The organism is Myxococcus sp. XM-1-1-1 (assembly GCF_020037095.1).
Taxonomy (GTDB): domain Bacteria; phylum Myxococcota; class Myxococcia; order Myxococcales; family Myxococcaceae; genus Myxococcus; species Myxococcus fulvus.
The window spans coordinates 145,407-161,632 of record NZ_JAIQDH010000008.1; the positions used below are offsets into that span (position 1 = coordinate 145,407).

Sequence of the window (16,226 nt, forward strand, 5' to 3'; positions counted from 1 at the left end):
ACCATGCAGGCCCAAGAGGGCGCCTTCCGGGGCCATGTCCTCGTCGTGGATGACGAGCTGTCCATGCGCGAGTACCTGGAGCTCCTGCTGCACCGCGAGGGTTACGTGGTGACGAGCGTGCCCGGGGTGAAGCCCGCGTGCGAGGTGCTCGCGCGGGATGGCGTGGACCTGGTCATCTCCGACATGAAGCTGGGGACGGGCAGCGGTCTGGACGTGCTGCGCACGGCGCGTGCGCGCAAGGAGCCGCCGGAGGTCGTGCTGATTACCGCCTTCGGTTCGCCCGCCGCCGCGGTGGAGGCGATGCGCGAGGGCGCGTACGACTACATCTGCAAGCCCTTCGACAACGACGAGCTGCGGCTCCTGGTGCAGAAGGCGCTGGAGAAGCGCCTCTTGCGGCAGGAGAACACCACCCTGCGCGCGCGGCTGTTGCCCGGGCTGGGCATGGCGGTGGGGCAGAGCGCCCGGATGCAGGCGGTGTGGTCGCTGGTGGAGAAGGTGGCGCCGGGGCGCAGCACGGTGCTGGTGACGGGGGAGAGCGGCACGGGCAAGGAGCTGGTGGCGCGGGCCATCCACATGCGAGGCAGCCGGGCGGCGCAGCCGTTCCTGCCCTTCAACTGCGCGGCGCTCAACGAGGGCACGCTGGAGAGCGAGCTGTTCGGCCACGTGAAGGGCGCCTTCACGGGGGCGTTGCACGAGCGCTCGGGGCTGCTGGTGTCCGCGGGTGAGGGCACCGTGATGTTGGACGAGGTGGGGGAGATGCCGCTGGCCACGCAGGTCAAGCTCCTGCGTGTGTTGCAGGAGCGCAAGGTGAAGCCGGTGGGCAGCGCGGCGGAGGTGCCCTTCCAGGCGCGCGTCATCGCGGCGACCAATCGGCGGCTGGAGGCGGAGGTGAAGGCGGGGCGCTTCCGCGAGGACCTCTTCTACCGGCTCAACGTGATTACGCTCGAGCTGCCGCCGCTGCGTGAGCGCGCGGGGGACATCTCGCTGCTCGCGGGCCACTTCCTGTCGAGGATGGCGGAGGAGCTGGGGCGTCCGGCGCTGCGCTTCGCGCAGGAGACGTTGGACCTGTTGGAGCGCTACGCGTTCCCCGGCAACGTGCGCCAGCTGCAGAACATGGTGGAGCGCGCGGCGACGCTGTCGGACTCGGACCTGCTGGGCCCGTCCACGCTGCCGCCCGCGGTGCGCGGCGAGTCGGAGCCGATGTCACGCCCGGGCGAGCCGGGCGAGCCGTCGCTGGGCACGGGCTTCAACCTGGAGCGCCACCTGGACGACAGCGAGCGGCGCTACCTGTTGGCGGCCCTGAAGCAGGCGGGCGGCGTGAAGACGCGCGCCGCGGAGCTGCTCGGGCTGTCGTTCCGTTCGTTCCGCTACCGGCTGGCGAAGCACGGCCTCACGGATGAGCTGGAGGAGCCCGGGTCGTCCTCCGGCAAGGGCGCGTAAGGTGGGCGAACCCATGGCCCCGAGGACGCGTCGTTCCGACCTCCGGCTCTGTCCGATAATGCCGGCCCATGCTCCCGCGATGTTCCGGTGGATGAAGGACCCGGCGGTAAGGCTGGGTGTGGGCATCCGCACCGAGGCTTCCCTGGAGCGGACGCTCGAATGGATTGCCCAGGCACGACTCCCCGGAAGCGGCGTGTGGGGCTTCGCCATCCTGGTTGGCGAGCGCCATGTGGGCAACGTCGTCCTCGACCGGTTCGACGGGCACCTCTCGACGGCGCGTCTGTCCATCTACATCGGAGAACCCGACGAACGAGGTAGGGGCGTGGGGCGGTGCGCGGTGCGCGAGGCACTGGCGCATGCCTTCGATTCCTTGAAGCTGTTCAAGGTGTGGCTCACCGTCCATGACGAAAACGTGGCGGCACGGCGCACCTATCTCTCGCTGGGGTTCCAGGAGGAAGGCCGGCTGCGCGGCGAGTTCCTTTTGGAGGGGCGGAGGGTGGACGCCATCTACATGGGGATTCTGGCGGAGGAGTTCGTCACGCGAGAGCAGCTCGCGGCGCGCGGAGAGGCCCGATGAAGGTCGCAGTGCTGCAATCCAACTACCTGCCGTGGAAGGGCTACTTCGACATCATCCATTCCGTGGACCTGTTCGTCTTCTACGATGACGTCCAGTTCACCAAGAACGACTGGCGACATCGCAATCGAATCAAGACTCCGCGAGGTCCGGAGTGGTTGTCGGTGCCCGTCGGCGCGCATATCCACCGGCGCATCTGCGACGTGACGATGACGGACCCTCGTTGGGCTGAGCGTCACTTCGACATCCTTCGACAGAACTACCGGACCGCTCCGTACTGGGGGCGTTACGGGCCTGTGTTGAGGGACGCGTTGCTCGGGCGGGCCTGGAGCCACCTGTCGGAGCTGAATCAGGGGCTGGTGTGCATGCTCGCGGGCGAGCTGGGCATCACCACCACCTTCCGGGACTCGCGTGAACTCTGCCTGGAGGGGTACAAGGGGGAGCGGCTGATGAGCCTGCTGCGCCAGCTAGGCACGACGGAGTACGTCTCCGGTCCTGCGGCGCGCGCGTACCTGGACCCTGCGGATTTCGAGCGAGCCGGCATCCGGCTGTCCTACTTCGACTACCGGGGCTACCCGGAGTACCCGCAGGGGTTCCCGCCCTTCGTCCACGAGGTGAGCGTCGTAGACCTCCTGCTGAACGTCGGCCCCGAGGCGCCGCGCTTCATCTGGGGCTGGCGGGAGTCGTCAGCTCCGGCGCGGGGCTGAGGACGTCGAGATGGGCGCCTCCGTTGGGAGCGCCCCCCGTCACGCAATCAACCCTTGGTGGCGGTGAACCCGACGTACTTGTAGAGCGGCCGGGACAGCGGCATCGCGGCTCGCAGCGTCTCATCGACCAGGGAGGCGTTGCGCTGACGCTCCTCCGGCGTCTGCCCCGGAGCGTTGACGAGCGTCGCCTGTCCCAGGAACCAGTAGTAGTGGAAGTCCACCCGGGCGAAGCCTGCTTCACGCAGCTGCTCGCGTAGTACCTCCTCACGAAAGCCCCCCAGGAAGTCCTTGCCATACTCCGCGTGGCTGAAGACCTCCGCGTCGATACCGTGGGTGCGCTGCATTTCCTCATCCTTGTGCGCGACGGCCTCGATTTCGCGGCGCACGATGGGCGCATAGTCACCGTTGCGCTCCAGGGATTCGATCTGTTGCCAGAAGTAGTAGTTGGGGTCCAAGTCCGCATAGAAGACCCCGCCTGGACGCAGCGCGTTCGCGGCCGTGCGCAGCGTGGGCACCACTTCGTAGAGATGGTGCAGGAAGGAGTAGGCCGTCACCAAATCGAAGGTGCCCGGCTCGGCCGGAAACGTCCCCGTGTCGTGCTGGTGGAGATGGATGACGGCGGGGCCCGAGCGGTCCACCTGCGCGAGCATCGCCGCGGTGACGTCCACGCCGTGAATCTCCGGGACGAACTGGCGCGCGATGCGGATGACGAAGCCCGTGCCGCAGCCCAAGTCCAGCAGCTTGCGCGCCTGGGTCTTCGAGGCCAGCTCTCGCAGCCGCCCCTCGACGAACCGGACGTTCTCAGGTCGGAAATGGGGCTCGGTCTTCTCGTAGATGGCCGCCAGGCGCGAATGCACCTCGATGTTGGCGGCAATCACCTGGTCGTTCTTGGCCGTGGTCACTACTCGGTCTCCTGCTGGAATTTCCGCTGCGAGGGTGGGGCGTAGTACTCGTCGAGCGAGGCGGGAACCTGTGCGAGAAACCCCAGCTTCTGGCGTGCTCGGGACGACATCGCGCCCAGGTCCTGATGGGCCAAGGCCCGTGGGATGTCGATGCGCTGCTTCATGTAAGGGCGGCACATGTTGAGGGTCAGCGCGTGTCGCCACTGCTGGGACGCATTGTGTCCGCCCGCGTGCCACAGACGCGCGTTGAAGAAGAAGCCGCTGCCCGCGGGGGCGATGAGCCTCTTCGCCTGGGCTTTGAAGGCGGCCTCGTCCGGCGGCTCGGCGAGGGTATGCGAGCCCGGCAGGAACCAGGTGGCGCCGTTGTCCCGGGTGAAGTCGTCCACCAAGAGGGTCGCGCCCATGTTCGTCACGTATCCAGGGATGAGCCGGGGGCAGTCCACGTGGATGCGCGTCGAGTAGTTGCCCATCCCGGGTGGCATGGAGGAGGAGGTATAGGCGTAGACGATGCAGCCCGGTCCCATGACCGCCTCGAAGGGGGCCATGACCTGGTCCTGGTCGAAGAGCTGCCAGAAGGCTCCACCATACAGCGCACACAGCAGGACCATGTTCTGGTCGCGGTACGCGCGGCCTTCGTGCCAGGCCTCTTCCTTGCGAATCGCCTCGGCGAGCTCCGTGCGCGCGCGGGCGACGAAGTCCGGAGGCATGACACCCTCGATGACGACATAGCCCTCGCGGGAGATGTGTTCACGGACCTCGTCGGGGGACGGGTTCTTGAGGACCGGTGCCGAGTTCATTCGCGTGACTTCCCATGGGTTTGTCGAATGACGTAGAGCGGGCGCCCCTGGACCTCGCGCAGGACGCGGCCGATGTAGAGGCTGGCCAGCCCCACCACGAAGATCTGGATGCCGCCGAGGAACACGACGATGGCGATGGTGGACGTATAGCCAGCCTGGTAGTCCACGAAGAACAGCTTGCTGATGACCAGGTAGAGCGCCATCAGCAGGCCCAGCAGGGCCACGCCCATGCCCAGGGCGGACGCCATCTTCAGGGGCAAATCGGAAAAGGAGATGATGGTCTCCGTCGCCATGCGCAGCCGTCGCCGGAAATTGTAGCTGGAGCGGCCCCGGGTGCGCTGCTGGTGTCGGATGGGGACGTAGGCGTGTCGGAAGCCGAGCCAGAACTCCAACCCCGGGATATAGCGGCTCTTTTCCGTCAACGCGTTGTACGCGTCCAGGAAGCGCCGGTTCATGATGCGCAAGGTCGCGCTGTCCTGGGGGACGGCGTAGCCGGTGAGCCAGTTGAGCACGGCGTTGAAGCCGCGCGAGGTCACCTTGTTGAGCCACGTCACATGTCTTTGCTGGTACTGGCCATGGACGATGTCGGCTTCACCTTTCTCCAAGGTGTCCAGTAGCAGGGGAATCTGGTCGGGTGGGTCTTCCTGGTCCACGTTGAGCATGCCCACGAAGCGACCGCGGGCATGTTGGTAGCCACAGCTCAGCGCGACGTGCTGGCCGAAGTTGCGGCTGAGCTCGATGACGCGAACGAACGGGAAGCGCGGCACCACCTGCTCCACCAGGAGCCGGACGGAGTCGTTGCGACTGCCGTCGTCGACGAAGAGCAGCTCGGCGCGCCCCTGGATGTCGGTGCATCCCAGCCGTTGGCGGAAGACCCGTTCGAACTCCGCCGCGAAATCGGCGGCGAGCTCCCCGTCGTTGTAGATGGGGACGACGAACGAATAGAGCATGGCGTTGGAGGAGGTCTCGGTCCGCTCCGGGGAGGAGGCGGTCACCGCTTCGGTGCCTCCGCCTCGAGGCAGCGCACCAGCGCGCGTGCCGCGTGGTCCGCATCCTCCAGCGACATGCCTCCATGCAGGGGCAGACGAAGCAGTCGAGGAGCGAGCGACTCCGTTTCGGGGAGTACGACGGGCGCGGCGCCCTGGCGCATCCGCGCCTGGTAGGGCGACAGATGCAGCGGCTCGTAGTGGGATGCGACGCGGACCTGCTCGTTGGCCATCCGCTGCAGCAGGCGCGCGCGGTCCACGTGGGCTGGAAGGCGGGTGGCGAACAGGTGCGCGGGGTGCTCGGTGCCGGGAGGGGGGTGCTGGAACGTCAGGCCGAGTCGCGCGCCCTCGGGCTCAAGGACTTCGGCGTACCGTCGCCACAAGGCCATCCGGTGGCGTTGGGACTCCTGGGCGTGTTCGAGCTGCGCGGTGAGCACGGCAGCCAGGATGTCCGACAGCAGCCAACTGCTCCCCGCGCCCTGCCACGTGTACTTGTCCACCTCTCCTCGCAGGAAGCGGGAGCGGTCCGTCCCCTTCTCGCGCAGGATTTCCGCCTGCACGGCCAGGGCCGGGTCGCGGACGAGCAGCGCACCACCCTCGCCGCACGAGATGTTCTTGCTGCGATGGAACGAGAGCGCCGAGAGCAGGCCGAAGCTGCCCAGCGGACGGCCCTCCACGTTGGCGAACAGGGCGTGCGCGGCATCCTCCACCAGGCGTACGCCGCGCGCAGCGCACATCCGTGAGATGCGGTCGATGTCCCTGCACACGCCGCCGTAGGGCATCGTCACCACGACGGTGGTGTCGGGCGTCCAGGCGGCCTCGAGCTGCTCGGCCTCCATGGAGAAGGTTCGCGGGTCGACGTCCGCCCAGCGCAAACGTGCGCCCCGAAGCGCGAACGCGTTCGCGGTAGAGGAGAACGTGTAAGAAGGCATGACGACCTCGTCCTCGGGCCCCACCCCGAGCGCGAGCGCCGCAAGTTCGAGCGCGTGGGTGCCCGATGGGGTCAGCAGTACATGACTCCCACCCGTGAGCTCACTCAACAACTGGACGGCCCGACGCGTGAACGGACCGTCCCCCTCGGTGTGACCCGAGCCGAGGGACTCGCTCACGTAGCGGCTCTCGGTGGGCGCGGGGCAGTGGCGGGTGAAGGCGATCACGGAGCACCTGGCTGAGGGGATGCCGTGGAGCATGGAGAATCCAGTCCAGGGGCGTCAATGTTCGTCGTGAGTCCTTGCTTTGCCTCGCGTGTCCGCTGAACAGGCTGCTAGGCTCGGGGTCGCATGAACCTGCGACAACGGGTCGGCTTGCTGGTGTGCGGAGCCACCCTGTATGCCTGCTTTTTCGGCCTCAGCCAGACGGCCCCGGGCTTGCGCATCACCTTTCATCCCCCCTGGACGAACGCGAGCTCGGCGGAGGCCTACGTCTGGCTCGGCACGTTGCTGTTGCTGACGCCTGGGGCATGCCTGCTGGGCGTGGCGTTGGCCCCCTGGCTGGTCCGGGAGATCCAGGCGCTGGGTGTGCGAGTGACACGGTTGACCTCTCGCGAGCGCAGGCTGGGGACCGCGCTGCTGGCGTGCCTCTTTGCCGGGCTCGCGCGCGTGGGACACGCGTACTTCCTCCGAGGGTTTCCCTTCACGGACGACGAGTGGGCCGCGCGGTTCGGCGGGCAGGTGCTCGCCGCGGGCGTGAGTACGATGCCTCGGCCCACACCCTACATCGCGTTCCCGGACCTCTTTCTCTATGCGCATGATGGGCGGTGGGCGGGACTCGACTGGCTCGGCGTGCAACTGGCCTGGGCCGTGGCGGAACTGAGTGGCCTGGGAGATGCAATCTTCGCGGTGGCGGCCGCGCTCACCCTGCTCGGTGTCATCGCGGTGGGAGCCCGGCGCCACGGCGCCACGGGTGGGCTGCTGGCGGGAGCCTTGCTCGTCGCGTCGCCAATGATGGGGCTGTTGTCCTTCACGACCCACGCACATGTCCTGTCGCGCGGAATGCTTGCCATCGCGCTCTGGGCTTTCGTGGTGGCCACCGAGCGTCGCACGCTCGGCGCATGGTTCTGGACGGGGCTTGCGTTGGGGGTTGCGGGGATGACGCGGCCCTTCGAGGTCTGCGCCCTCGTGCTGCCCCTGGCGGTCGCCGAGTTGGTGGCCAGCGCGAAGCGAGGTGAACTCGCTCGGACGCTGTCGGGGGTGGCGCTGGGATTGGCCCTGCCTCTGCTCGCGACGTTCGGGCATGCCCTGGTGGTGACCGGGGGGCTGCTTCCTCCCAGGCTCGCGGCGAACAACGAAGTCGTCCATCCGTACCTGGCGCACTTCAAGGGCGCCCTCAGTCTCTCCCAGCTCGGGGAGCGGTTCGGCGCGAACTTCAGCTACAACCTGGTGATGCTTGCGCTGTGGTTCCTGGGGCCGTTGGGGCTGCTCCTCGTTGCGGTGGGTTTCGGCGCGGACAGGTTCACCCGGCTGTTGGGGTGGGGCGTCGTCGTCAGCTTGCTGCTGGCGCTCATCCACGACGACCATGGCCTGCACCTGGTGGGGCCCATCCACTACTCCGAGTCGATTGTCCCCCTGTCGCTCCTGGCCACCACGGGGCTGCTGCGACTGCTGGAGTCCCTTCGAGGGCGGGGGCTTCCGACGGAGGCGGTGGTGGGGGCGCTGTCCATGTTCCTCGTCCTCGCGCTGGGGACCTTCACCGTCTGGAACGGTCTGGCGTTGCGGCGCCAGGCGGAGATTCACGAGTACGTCTACGGCGTGGTGGATTCGCCCGACATCACCGATGCGGTGGTGCTCGCGCCGTCCTACAGCAATGCATGGAACGCCATCCCCCGGTTTCGGGTTCAAGGCTCGTTCGTCTTCAGTTGGCGCAGGCCGCGGCCTGATTTGAGTGACTCCGTCCTGGTGTTGCTCGACGCGCCAGGCGAGGAATCGCGGTTGAGGGCGCTTCTTCCCGACCGGCGCTTCTTCCGGCTGTCGCGCACGAAGGACGGGCAGTTGGAGCTCGTGGCGCTTCCGGAGTCCTGACGGTTGGACGGCAGCCAGGGGCTCGAGCACGCTCGGGATGGCCCTCCGTGGAAACAGGTAGGATGCGTGCTTGAAATGCCGATGGCCCCTGCTGATTTCCGACCGCTTCGCCTCACGCCTCGAACGCAGGTGCTGCTCGTCGCCGTGACGGCGGCGCTCGTCCATGCCGGAACGTTGTTCAACGGGTTCGTCTACGACGACGTGCAGTTGGTGGTAGAGAATCCCTGGCTGCGCTCCTGGAGCGAGCTTGCGAACGCGTTCCAGCGTCCGTTGTTTCCCAGCGAGGATGGGCCGGTTCCCGTCTCGGCACATGGCCCCGCAGCGAGCTACTTCCGGCCGCTCGCGCACGTGCTCTTCTTCGCACAGCGCGCTGTCTTCGGGCTCGAGGCCTGGGGCTTCCACCTGGTGTTGCTGCTGCTGCACGCGGCGGTCTGCGCGCTGGTCTTCTGGCTGTTGCGCGCCTGTCTGAAGGTGGAGGAGGCCGGAGCCTCGCCCTCGGCGGAGTGGGGCGCGCTGGCGGGTGCGCTCCTGTTCGCTGTGCACCCCGTGCACACCGAGTCGGTGGCGTGGCTGAGCGGATGCATGGACGTGGCCGCGACACTCCTGGTGCTCCTCGGGGTTCGACTCGTGGCGAGCGGGCCTTCGTCCTGGGGGCGGGGAGTGGGCGCGGGACTCCTGTGGGGTGTGGGCCTGCTCTTCAAGGAAGTGGCGGTGGTGTTCCCTGCCGTGTTGTGGGCCACCGACAGGGCGGTGGGGGGCGTCGTTTCCCCGCAGGGGCTCACGGGCTGGGTGCGTCGATACGCGCCGCCCGGCGTGGGGGCCTTGGGGTACGCGGCCCTCCGCCTGAATGCCGTCGGTCTCTCCGTACCTCTCCAGGGCGGCGAAGGGAACGCGGGGCTGTATCCGGTCCACCTGCTGGCGTTGGTGGGGAAGCTGTGCGGCAAGCTCTTCTGGCCTCATCCGCTCGTGGTGACGATTCCCTCACGGGTTGAGCCCTTGGTCTCGGAGGTGGTGCTGGGGAGCCTCCTGCTGCTGCTCCTGGCGGGAGCGCTGTGGAGCTCCTGGCGCACGTCCCCGGCCGTGTTCGCTGGAGGCATCTGGCTGCTGACGCCGCTGTTGCCCATCTTCCTCATGCAACTGCGTGGCGTGGAGGCCTACGCGGAGCGCTTCCTCTACCTGCCCTCGGTGGGCTTTTGTCTGCTGATGGCGGCGGGGGTGAAGTGGATGCTCGAGCGCTGGGCCGCCCAGGCTCGCGCGGTGGGGCTCGTGGCGGGTGGTGTATTGGTGGTCTTCGCCGCGTTGACGCTGGCTCGGGTTCCCGCCTGGCGCGATGACATCGCGTTGTGGGAGGACACTCTCACGAAGACGCCGGAGGAGCCGAGCATCCACGCCTACCTGGGCGCGTCCTATCTCAAGGCACGTCGGGTGGAGGAGGCGGTTGCGCCGCTCCAGATTGCGGCCGAGGCGATGCCCCACCTCTACCAGCCGCAGAGCGACCTGGCCGTGGCGTATGCCCTGCTGGGACGCATGGACCTGGCCATCCCTCAGCTCGAACGGGTTCATGCGATGCGCCCTCGCGAGCCCGTCGTCCTCCACAACCTGGGACTCGCCCTGCGCAAGGCGGGGCGCCAGGCGGAGGCGGTGGAGCGCTTTCGGGCGGCGCTGCGGCTTTCTCCCCGGCGCGCCGACTCGCACCTGGAGTTGGGGCGCACCCTGCTGCAGCTGGGGCGCGCGGGGGAGGCCGTGGCCCCGCTCGAGGAGGCGCTGCGCTTGCGGCCCGACTCGGCGCCCGCGCGGGAGGGACTGCGGCAGGCGCGATTGGCCGCGGGCGCCGCGCCATGATGCGCGCGAGGCCCTGGAGGTCAGGGCCTCGGTGCGACAGGCGCTTCAGCGGAAGTCGCGCCGCTCGAAGATGAAGATGGCGGCGGCGGTGAACAGCGCAGCCCAGCCCAGGCCGTAGCCGATGCCCGAGAAGAACGTGGGTGCGTCCACCGGCAGCGCGTACGTCGCCTGGGGGCGGAAGTTCATCCGCTCCAGGTTGGGCAGCAGGTAGTAGAGCACCGTGGCCACCGTCTTCACCGGGCCATCGTCCAGCCTGCGCGCGATGTCGAACAGGTCATTGGCCAGGTGGCCGGCGAAGTAGATGCCCGTGGTGGCGATGGCCGACACGGCCGGGCCCGCGAAGCTGGAGAAGAGGATGCCCGCGCTGGTGAGCACGAGCAGTTCGAACCAGAGTCCCACCACCGCGAGGGCCTGGGTGGCGTTGATGCTGACCTGGAAGAGCGCCAGCTGACTCAAGAAGATGAGCATCATCGCCACCATCAGCACGGCGAGCGTCAGCATGTTGCCGGCCAGCCGAGCCAGCAGGAACTGCGAGCGCGACACGGGCTTGCTCACCACGAGGAAGATGGTGCGCCGCTCGATTTCGCGACTCAAGAGGCCGCTCGACAGGAAGATGGTGAGGAAGACGAGGATGAGGCTCATCATCCCCAGGCCGAAGTCGGTGAGCACACGGTCGAACGTGGCGACCGTCACCTCCGTCACCAGCGTGGACGACAGCAGCACCACCGCCGCGAAGGCGCCCACCACCACCGTGACGCGGTTGCGGCGCGCCTCGCGAAACCCGTTCCAGACCATCGCGCCGAACGCGCTCATGTGTTGATCTCCCCGCCGACGCTCGTCGCCCGCCCTGAATCCTTCAGGGCATCCATGAAGAGCTGCTCCAGGGAGAACTTCGCCGCCTGGAGGCTGTTGACCCGTCCGCCCGCCGCGAGCACCTGCCCCAGCAGCCGCTGGCTGTCAGAATCGGCGACCTGAAGCAGCACGCGCCCATCCAGGGCTTGCGTGGATTCAAGCGCCACGCCCAGGTTCTTCACCTGCTCCATCTTCAGCCCCTCCACCACCACCTCCACGGAGGGGACCTGCGCGGAGAGCAACTGCTGCACGCTGCCCTCGCGCACGCGGCGGCCGCCCACCAGCACGGCCAGCCTGTCGCAGAGTGCCTCCACGTCCGGGATGATGTGGCTGCAGAAGAGCACCGTGGTTCCCCTGTCCCGCTCGGCGAGGATGAGGTCTCTCATCTGCCTGCGGCCCACGGGGTCCAGGCCGCTCGTCGGCTCGTCGAGGATGAGCATCCGGGGCCTGGCCACCAGCGCCTGGGCGAGCGCCACGCGCTGCACCATGCCCTTCGAGTAGCGGCGGATCTGCAGCTTCTCCGCGTGGCTCATGTCCACCGCGCCCAGGACCTCCTTCACGCGCAGGTCGAGCTCGTGGCCGCTCATGCCGCACAACTGTCCGGCGAGCGTCACGAACTCGCGGCCGGTGAGGTACTCGTACGGCGCGGGGTTCTCCGGGAGGAAGCCCACCAGCCGCCGGGTCGCCGCCTGGTCCACCGGCTGGCCGTACAGCAGCGCGGTGCCTCCGCTGGGGCGCACCAGGTTCATCAATATCTTGATGGTGGTGGACTTGCCGGCGCCATTGGGGCCGAGCAGGCCGTAGATCTGCCCGGGGCCGACCTCGAGGTCGAGACCTTGGAGCGCGCGGACCGTGCGGTTGAACCAGAAGCCGACCTTGTACGTCTTGGAGAGGCCTTGGGTCTGGATGGGAGGAGCGTCAGGGCTGGGGGTCGTCATGGCTCTCTACGACGCGGGGCTTGGGGACGATGCGCTCACCCTCTTCGGTCTTCAGGTTCTTGATGAGCTCGAGCCGGAACTTGGCGGCGGAGGAATAGCTCCGTCCATCCTCGCCGATGAAGAACTCACCGCCCAACGGGTCGGCGGGCAGCTTGTCCAGGTCTCCAGCGGGGACGAGCGCCGTGAGCGTGTCGGGCAGGCGTCCTTCGCGGGCCTTGTAGCGCTCGATGGCCTCATCCAGATGCTGGAGCATCCGCTCCTGGAGGATCTCGCTGACCCGACGCGCGTAGTACTCGCGCGTCTGAGCGTCTTCGGCGCCGTCGCGAAGCATCATCGCAAGGCTCAGGCTGGTGTCGAAGTCTCCCGCCTGGGCATACAAGCGCGTCGCCAGGGCGGAGTACCAGTCGGGCGCGCCCGGGGCTTTCGCCAGCTCCTCGATGATGGCCGCCGCCTCCTTGTAGCGGCGCTCGAAGAACATGAGGTTGTAGGCAAGCTGGAAGTGGATGCGCTTGTCCTCGGGCGTGTTGGCGATGCCCTTGCGCAGGATGGCCGTGGACTCCTGGACGTTCTCGTACTGTTCGCGGCCCAGATGGATGGGGATGGTGATGCCCGCGAACGTGTAGACCTTCGAGAAGCGAGGGTCGAGGTCAGTGGTGAGGTCCGCGTAGTAGTAGATTTCGCGGTACTCGGCCGGGTTCGTGGCGGCGCCCACCCTGTTGATGGTGAGAATCCAGAAGTAGTCCGAGACGAGCGCGAGCTGCGCCTTGAACAACACCTTGAGGAAGCCGGCTCGCGGTAGCAGCGGGCGATCACCCAGGTAGAGCGGAGGGGAGGGCCGGGCCGCCAGCGGCACCACCAACAACAACCCAGCGGCCAGGAGCATGGAAGGCAGCTTGCGCATCGGTCCTTGGAAACGAAGGCGGGGCACCCAGTCGCCTGGGCGCCCCGCTGGTACCACAGGATGGCCCGCTTGAGGCGAGTCCCTGGGGGTATTAGCAGCTCACGTCGTTGTAGGCGTTGCCCGGCTCGCCACCACCGATGGAGGTGGTGTCCACGCCGCAGGTGTTGGTGAGCGTGGTGGGGGAGGACGCGAAGGACGTGATGCCCCACGTGTCGCCGGCCGGGTCATTGTCCACGTTGCCGATGGCCGTCGCGTTGAACTCGCAGTTGGGGCAGTCGGTGACGGCCGGGGTCACGCCAGCGGTCAGGGGCGCGGAGGCCGTCGGGGTCTTCGCGAAGCGGGCGGAGTCCTGGCCGATGCAGCCGGCGCCGTACGTACGCACGTTCACGGCCTGGGCGACGTTGCACGTGCCGGTGATGCCGTAGCTGAAGCGGTTGCCGGGCTCGGGGTCGAAGCCGACGACCTTGAAGTCGGTGACGTACTTGTCCTTCTCGCCGAAGTACGCCTTCTGGGCCGTGAAGATGGCCTTCAGGTTGGTCTTCGCCTCGGACTGCTTGGACTTGGCCTGGAAGCGGATGAAGTTCGGGATGGCGATGGCGGCCAGGATGCCGATGATGGCGACGACGATCATCAGCTCGATGAGGGTGAAGCCACCCTTCTTCTTCAGGAGACGGTTCAGCATGTCGGGAGTGCTCCGCAGGTGCAGAGGGGGGTTGAACGACTGCCCGGATTCTTAGCACGAAGGGTGCCATGGCCAACAGTCACCCCAACCTGAGGATTTCCCACGAGGTCGGGGCGCGCTCCCCGTCAGGCAGGGCGCCTGGTTGCCAAATTTTGTCACTGCTTCTGACGGAAATCGTCGATCCAGGGGGCTGACCTCTCCGGGCGCGACGCTAGGATGCCGGGCTCCGTGACGGACTTCTCCCTCCTGCCGGGCTGGGCCGGGCCTCTCTTCAGCGCCTTCCTCCTGGTCCTCGGCCTGTGTATCGGCAGCTTCCTCAATGTCGTCATCGCGCGTGTCCCCGAAGGACTGAGCATCGTCCGGCCCGGCTCGCGCTGTCCCCGGTGCGGGCACGTGCTCTCCTGGTACGAGAACATCCCCGTGCTCTCGTGGCTGGCGCTGAGGGGACGGTGTCGTTCGTGTCACGCGCCCATCTCGCCGCGCTACGTGCTCGTCGAACTGCTCACGGGACTCCTGTTCCTCGCGTGCCTGAGCCGCTTCGGGTGGACGTACGAGCTGTTCCCCGCGCTGGTGCTGGTGTCGCTGCTGATACCGCTCACCTTCATCGACCTGTCGCACTGGATACTGCCGTTCTCGCTGACGGTGCCGGGCATCGCCGCGGGGCTGTTGCTGGCGGTGCCGCGCGGCGCGGACGCGGTGGTGGACGCGACGGTGGGCGCGGTGCTCGGCTTCCTCGTGTTCCGCCTGATGGAGTACATCGGTTGGAAGGTCTTCAAGAAGGAGGCGCTGGGCGGCGGCGACAAGTTCCTCGTCGCGCTGCTCGGTGCGTTCCTCTCCTGGCGGGCGCTGCTCGGCATCCTCTTCCTGTCCTCGCTCCAGGGCGCGGTGGTGGGGGTTGCGCTGCTCGCCCTCACGGGCCGCGCGGGGCCCGCGGCGCAACCGCCTGCTCCGGACGCGCAACCCTCTCCGACGGGGCCGGGGCCCGCGCCGGCCTCGGATGCGTCTCCGGCTGGTGATGGGGCGTCGGGCGTCGCGTCGACATCGACCTCGAGCGGCGTCACGCTGCCCTCGTCGGATGATGTGTCGCTGCCAGGGATGGCCGCGCACCCGGCGGGCGGCGCGCCCATATCCGAGGCGGGGCCGGAGGAGGAGCCCGAGCCCACCATGACATGGGAGTTCACCCGGCCCGGCATTCCGCTGTGGAAGCGGCTGCTCCTGGTTCCCTGGTGCCTGCTCGTCCAGCCGATTCCCGACGCACCCGTGGACGAGGAGACGGGCGAGGAGGAGGAGTGGGTGCCTGGCCCCACCAACATCCCCTTCGGACCGTGGCTCGCGCTCGCGGGGCTGGAGGTGATGTTGCTCGGTCCCTGGCTGGCGCGGGTGCTGCCCATGGACATCGCGCTGCTCCTGGGAGGCGCGCCGTGAGCCGCGCGGGCACGCGATGAAGTGGCGCATCGCCAGCGTGGCGTTCCTGCTGGCCTCGCTCTGCACCGGCCTGTCCTGGCTGTCACTGCAGCCCGTCCTCATCCGGCTCCTGGACCTGGGGCGGCGGCTGGCCCGCCCGGGCACGCCGGACGCGGAGGTGCTGTCGCAGGTGCGAGGGTTCCTGCCGCTGGCGCTCGGGCTGGACCTGGTGGCGCTCACGCTGCTGGCCTACGGGATTCTGTATCTGACGGTGGGGCGCCCGCTGCGCTCGGCCGAGGAGATGGTGGAGCAGCTCGGCCGCCTGGAGCCCGACCCGCACCTGTCGCCCACGCAGGGCGGCCCGCTGCTGTCGCGCATGCAGCGCGCGCTGCAGCGGCTGGCGGATGCGCTGCGCCAGGAGCAGTCCCTCACGCGCTCCCAGATGGAGTCCCTGCGCGAGGCGAACACGCGGCTGACCCGCGCGCAGACGGAGCTGGTGACCTCCGAGCGGCTCGCCACCGTGGGACGGCTGGCAGCGGGCGTGGCGCACGAGGTGGGCAACCCGCTCGCGGGCATCCTGGGCTACCTCTCCCTGGCGCGGATGAAGGCGCCCTCGGCGGAGCTGAAGGACTACCTGGAGTGCATCGACCACGAGGTGCAGCGCATCGACCGCATCGTGCGGGGGCTGCTCGACCTGGGTCGTCCCGAGACGGCCTCTCCGGGACCCGTGGATGTCGGCTCGGTGGTGGAGACGTGCGTGCGGCTGGTGCGGGCCGCGCCGGAGCTGGCGGGCGTCTCGGTGGAGCTGTCGCTCGAGCCCGGGGTGCTGGCCCGCGCGGAGCCAGGGCCCTTGTCGCAGATCCTCATCAACCTGCTGCTCAACGCCGCGCAGGCCATGGGAGGGCAGGGCAGCGTCAGCATCACCACCCGGCTGGAGGCGGGCGAGGCGCGGGTGATGGTGACGGACCAGGGGCCGGGAGTCCCGCAGGACGTGATGCCCCGGCTGTTCGAGCCCTTCTTCACGACCAAGGGGCGCCAGGGCACGGGCCTGGGACTCGCGGTGTCGCTGCGACTCGCGCAGGTGATGGGCGGGCGACTGGGCGCGGAGAACCTCCCCGAGGGTGGCGCGCGCTTCACCGTGGCCCTGCCCGCCGTGTGAGCGGGCCAGAAGCTATCTCCTCCCG

15 protein-coding genes are annotated in these 16,226 nt (G+C 68.3%); 7 read left to right on the top strand and 8 right to left on the bottom strand.

Annotated elements, in window-relative coordinates:
- The first annotated feature begins 3 nt into the window (after positions 1-3).
- Genes K8640_RS17860 through K8640_RS17870 form a run of 3 tightly spaced genes read left to right on the top strand, consistent with a single transcriptional unit; the run spans position 4 to position 2,721 of the window.
- Positions 4-1,440, top strand: a complete 1,437-nt coding sequence (locus K8640_RS17860; protein WP_223748119.1) for a sigma-54 dependent transcriptional regulator — start codon at positions 4-6, stop codon at positions 1,438-1,440.
- A gap of 13 nt (positions 1,441-1,453) precedes the next feature.
- Positions 1,454-2,017 carry a GNAT family N-acetyltransferase gene (locus K8640_RS17865; RefSeq protein ID WP_223748120.1) on the top strand — a complete coding sequence of 188 codons (564 nt, stop codon included), beginning with the start codon at positions 1,454-1,456 and terminating at the stop codon, positions 2,015-2,017.
- The gene (locus K8640_RS17870; RefSeq protein ID WP_223748121.1) at positions 2,014-2,721 is read left to right on the top strand and encodes a WbqC family protein; all 708 of its coding nucleotides are present in this window, start codon (positions 2,014-2,016) and stop codon (positions 2,719-2,721) included. The genes K8640_RS17865 and K8640_RS17870 overlap by 4 nt, the downstream gene beginning before the upstream one ends.
- 47 nt (positions 2,722-2,768) lie before the next feature.
- Here K8640_RS17870 and K8640_RS17875 read toward each other — a convergent pair whose 3' ends face one another.
- Genes K8640_RS17875 through rffA form a run of 4 tightly spaced genes read right to left on the bottom strand, consistent with a single transcriptional unit; the run spans position 2,769 to position 6,563 of the window.
- Positions 2,769-3,623, bottom strand: coding sequence for a class I SAM-dependent methyltransferase (locus tag K8640_RS17875; protein WP_223748122.1), 855 nt, complete (start codon positions 3,621-3,623; stop codon positions 2,769-2,771).
- Positions 3,623-4,420, bottom strand: coding sequence for a phytanoyl-CoA dioxygenase family protein (locus K8640_RS17880; protein ID WP_223748123.1), 798 nt, complete (start codon positions 4,418-4,420; stop codon positions 3,623-3,625). Before K8640_RS17880 ends, K8640_RS17875 begins: the two co-directional genes overlap by 1 nt.
- Positions 4,417-5,415, bottom strand: a complete 999-nt coding sequence (locus K8640_RS17885; protein WP_223748124.1) for a glycosyltransferase family 2 protein — start codon at positions 5,413-5,415, stop codon at positions 4,417-4,419. Before K8640_RS17885 ends, K8640_RS17880 begins: the two co-directional genes overlap by 4 nt.
- On the bottom strand, positions 5,412-6,563 hold the full coding sequence (gene rffA / locus K8640_RS17890) for a dTDP-4-amino-4,6-dideoxygalactose transaminase (RefSeq protein WP_223748125.1): 1,152 nt from the start codon (positions 6,561-6,563) through the stop codon (positions 5,412-5,414). The genes K8640_RS17885 and rffA overlap by 4 nt, the downstream gene beginning before the upstream one ends.
- Positions 6,564-6,686: 123 nt before the next feature.
- Here rffA and K8640_RS17895 point away from each other — a divergent pair, with 123 nt between their 5' ends.
- Both K8640_RS17895 and K8640_RS17900 read left to right on the top strand, forming a co-directional pair.
- A complete protein-coding gene (locus tag K8640_RS17895; protein WP_223748126.1) occupies positions 6,687-8,423 on the top strand; it encodes a glycosyltransferase family 39 protein in 1,737 nt (578 codons plus the stop codon).
- 81 nt (positions 8,424-8,504) lie between these two features.
- A complete protein-coding gene (locus tag K8640_RS17900) occupies positions 8,505-10,265 on the top strand; it encodes a tetratricopeptide repeat protein (protein WP_223748127.1) in 1,761 nt (586 codons plus the stop codon).
- 45 nt (positions 10,266-10,310) lie between these two features.
- On the opposite strand, the gene K8640_RS17905 is transcribed toward K8640_RS17900, so the two are convergent.
- The 4 genes from K8640_RS17905 to K8640_RS17920 all read right to left on the bottom strand — a co-directional run bounded on the left by K8640_RS17905 (position 10,311) and on the right by K8640_RS17920 (position 13,623).
- A complete protein-coding gene (locus K8640_RS17905; protein ID WP_223748128.1) occupies positions 10,311-11,078 on the bottom strand; it encodes an ABC transporter permease in 768 nt (255 codons plus the stop codon).
- Positions 11,075-12,055 (bottom strand): ABC transporter ATP-binding protein, encoded by a 981-nt coding sequence (locus tag K8640_RS17910; RefSeq protein WP_223748129.1) that lies wholly within the window; start codon positions 12,053-12,055, stop codon positions 11,075-11,077. Before K8640_RS17910 ends, K8640_RS17905 begins: the two co-directional genes overlap by 4 nt.
- Complete coding sequence (locus K8640_RS17915) at positions 12,036-12,956, bottom strand: M48 family metallopeptidase (protein ID WP_223748130.1); 921 nt, start codon at positions 12,954-12,956, stop codon at positions 12,036-12,038. The genes K8640_RS17910 and K8640_RS17915 overlap by 20 nt, the downstream gene beginning before the upstream one ends.
- A gap of 91 nt (positions 12,957-13,047) precedes the next feature.
- Positions 13,048-13,623 (bottom strand): prepilin-type N-terminal cleavage/methylation domain-containing protein, encoded by a 576-nt coding sequence (locus tag K8640_RS17920; RefSeq protein ID WP_223748289.1) that lies wholly within the window; start codon positions 13,621-13,623, stop codon positions 13,048-13,050.
- Positions 13,624-13,854: 231 nt separating this feature from the next.
- Here K8640_RS17920 and K8640_RS17925 point away from each other — a divergent pair, with 231 nt between their 5' ends.
- Together K8640_RS17925 and K8640_RS17930 are read left to right on the top strand one after the other, a co-directional pair.
- Positions 13,855-15,063, top strand: coding sequence for an A24 family peptidase (locus K8640_RS17925; RefSeq protein WP_223748131.1), 1,209 nt, complete (start codon positions 13,855-13,857; stop codon positions 15,061-15,063).
- A gap of 16 nt (positions 15,064-15,079) precedes the next feature.
- Positions 15,080-16,201, top strand: coding sequence for a sensor histidine kinase (locus tag K8640_RS17930; protein WP_223748132.1), 1,122 nt, complete (start codon positions 15,080-15,082; stop codon positions 16,199-16,201).
- The last annotated feature ends 25 nt before the right edge of the window (positions 16,202-16,226 follow it).

What these genes read in the sequence shown, in the direction of transcription:
- K8640_RS17880 (WP_223748123.1), bottom strand. Translation starts at nt 4,420, where the DNA reads ATGAACTCGGCACCGGTCCTCAAGAACCCGTCCCCCGACGAGGTCCGT.
- K8640_RS17860 (WP_223748119.1), top strand. Translation starts at nt 4, where the DNA reads ATGCAGGCCCAAGAGGGCGCCTTCCGGGGCCATGTCCTCGTCGTGGAT.
- K8640_RS17910 (WP_223748129.1), bottom strand. Translation starts at nt 12,055, where the DNA reads ATGACGACCCCCAGCCCTGACGCTCCTCCCATCCAGACCCAAGGCCTC.
- K8640_RS17870 (WP_223748121.1), top strand. Translation starts at nt 2,014, where the DNA reads ATGAAGGTCGCAGTGCTGCAATCCAACTACCTGCCGTGGAAGGGCTAC.
- K8640_RS17930 (WP_223748132.1), top strand. Translation starts at nt 15,080, where the DNA reads ATGAAGTGGCGCATCGCCAGCGTGGCGTTCCTGCTGGCCTCGCTCTGC.
- K8640_RS17915 (WP_223748130.1), bottom strand. Translation starts at nt 12,956, where the DNA reads ATGCGCAAGCTGCCTTCCATGCTCCTGGCCGCTGGGTTGTTGTTGGTG.
- K8640_RS17925 (WP_223748131.1), top strand. Translation starts at nt 13,855, where the DNA reads ATGCCGGGCTCCGTGACGGACTTCTCCCTCCTGCCGGGCTGGGCCGGG.
- K8640_RS17895 (WP_223748126.1), top strand. Translation starts at nt 6,687, where the DNA reads ATGAACCTGCGACAACGGGTCGGCTTGCTGGTGTGCGGAGCCACCCTG.
- K8640_RS17905 (WP_223748128.1), bottom strand. Translation starts at nt 11,078, where the DNA reads ATGAGCGCGTTCGGCGCGATGGTCTGGAACGGGTTTCGCGAGGCGCGC.
- K8640_RS17865 (WP_223748120.1), top strand. Translation starts at nt 1,454, where the DNA reads ATGGCCCCGAGGACGCGTCGTTCCGACCTCCGGCTCTGTCCGATAATG.
- K8640_RS17900 (WP_223748127.1), top strand. Translation starts at nt 8,505, where the DNA reads ATGGCCCCTGCTGATTTCCGACCGCTTCGCCTCACGCCTCGAACGCAG.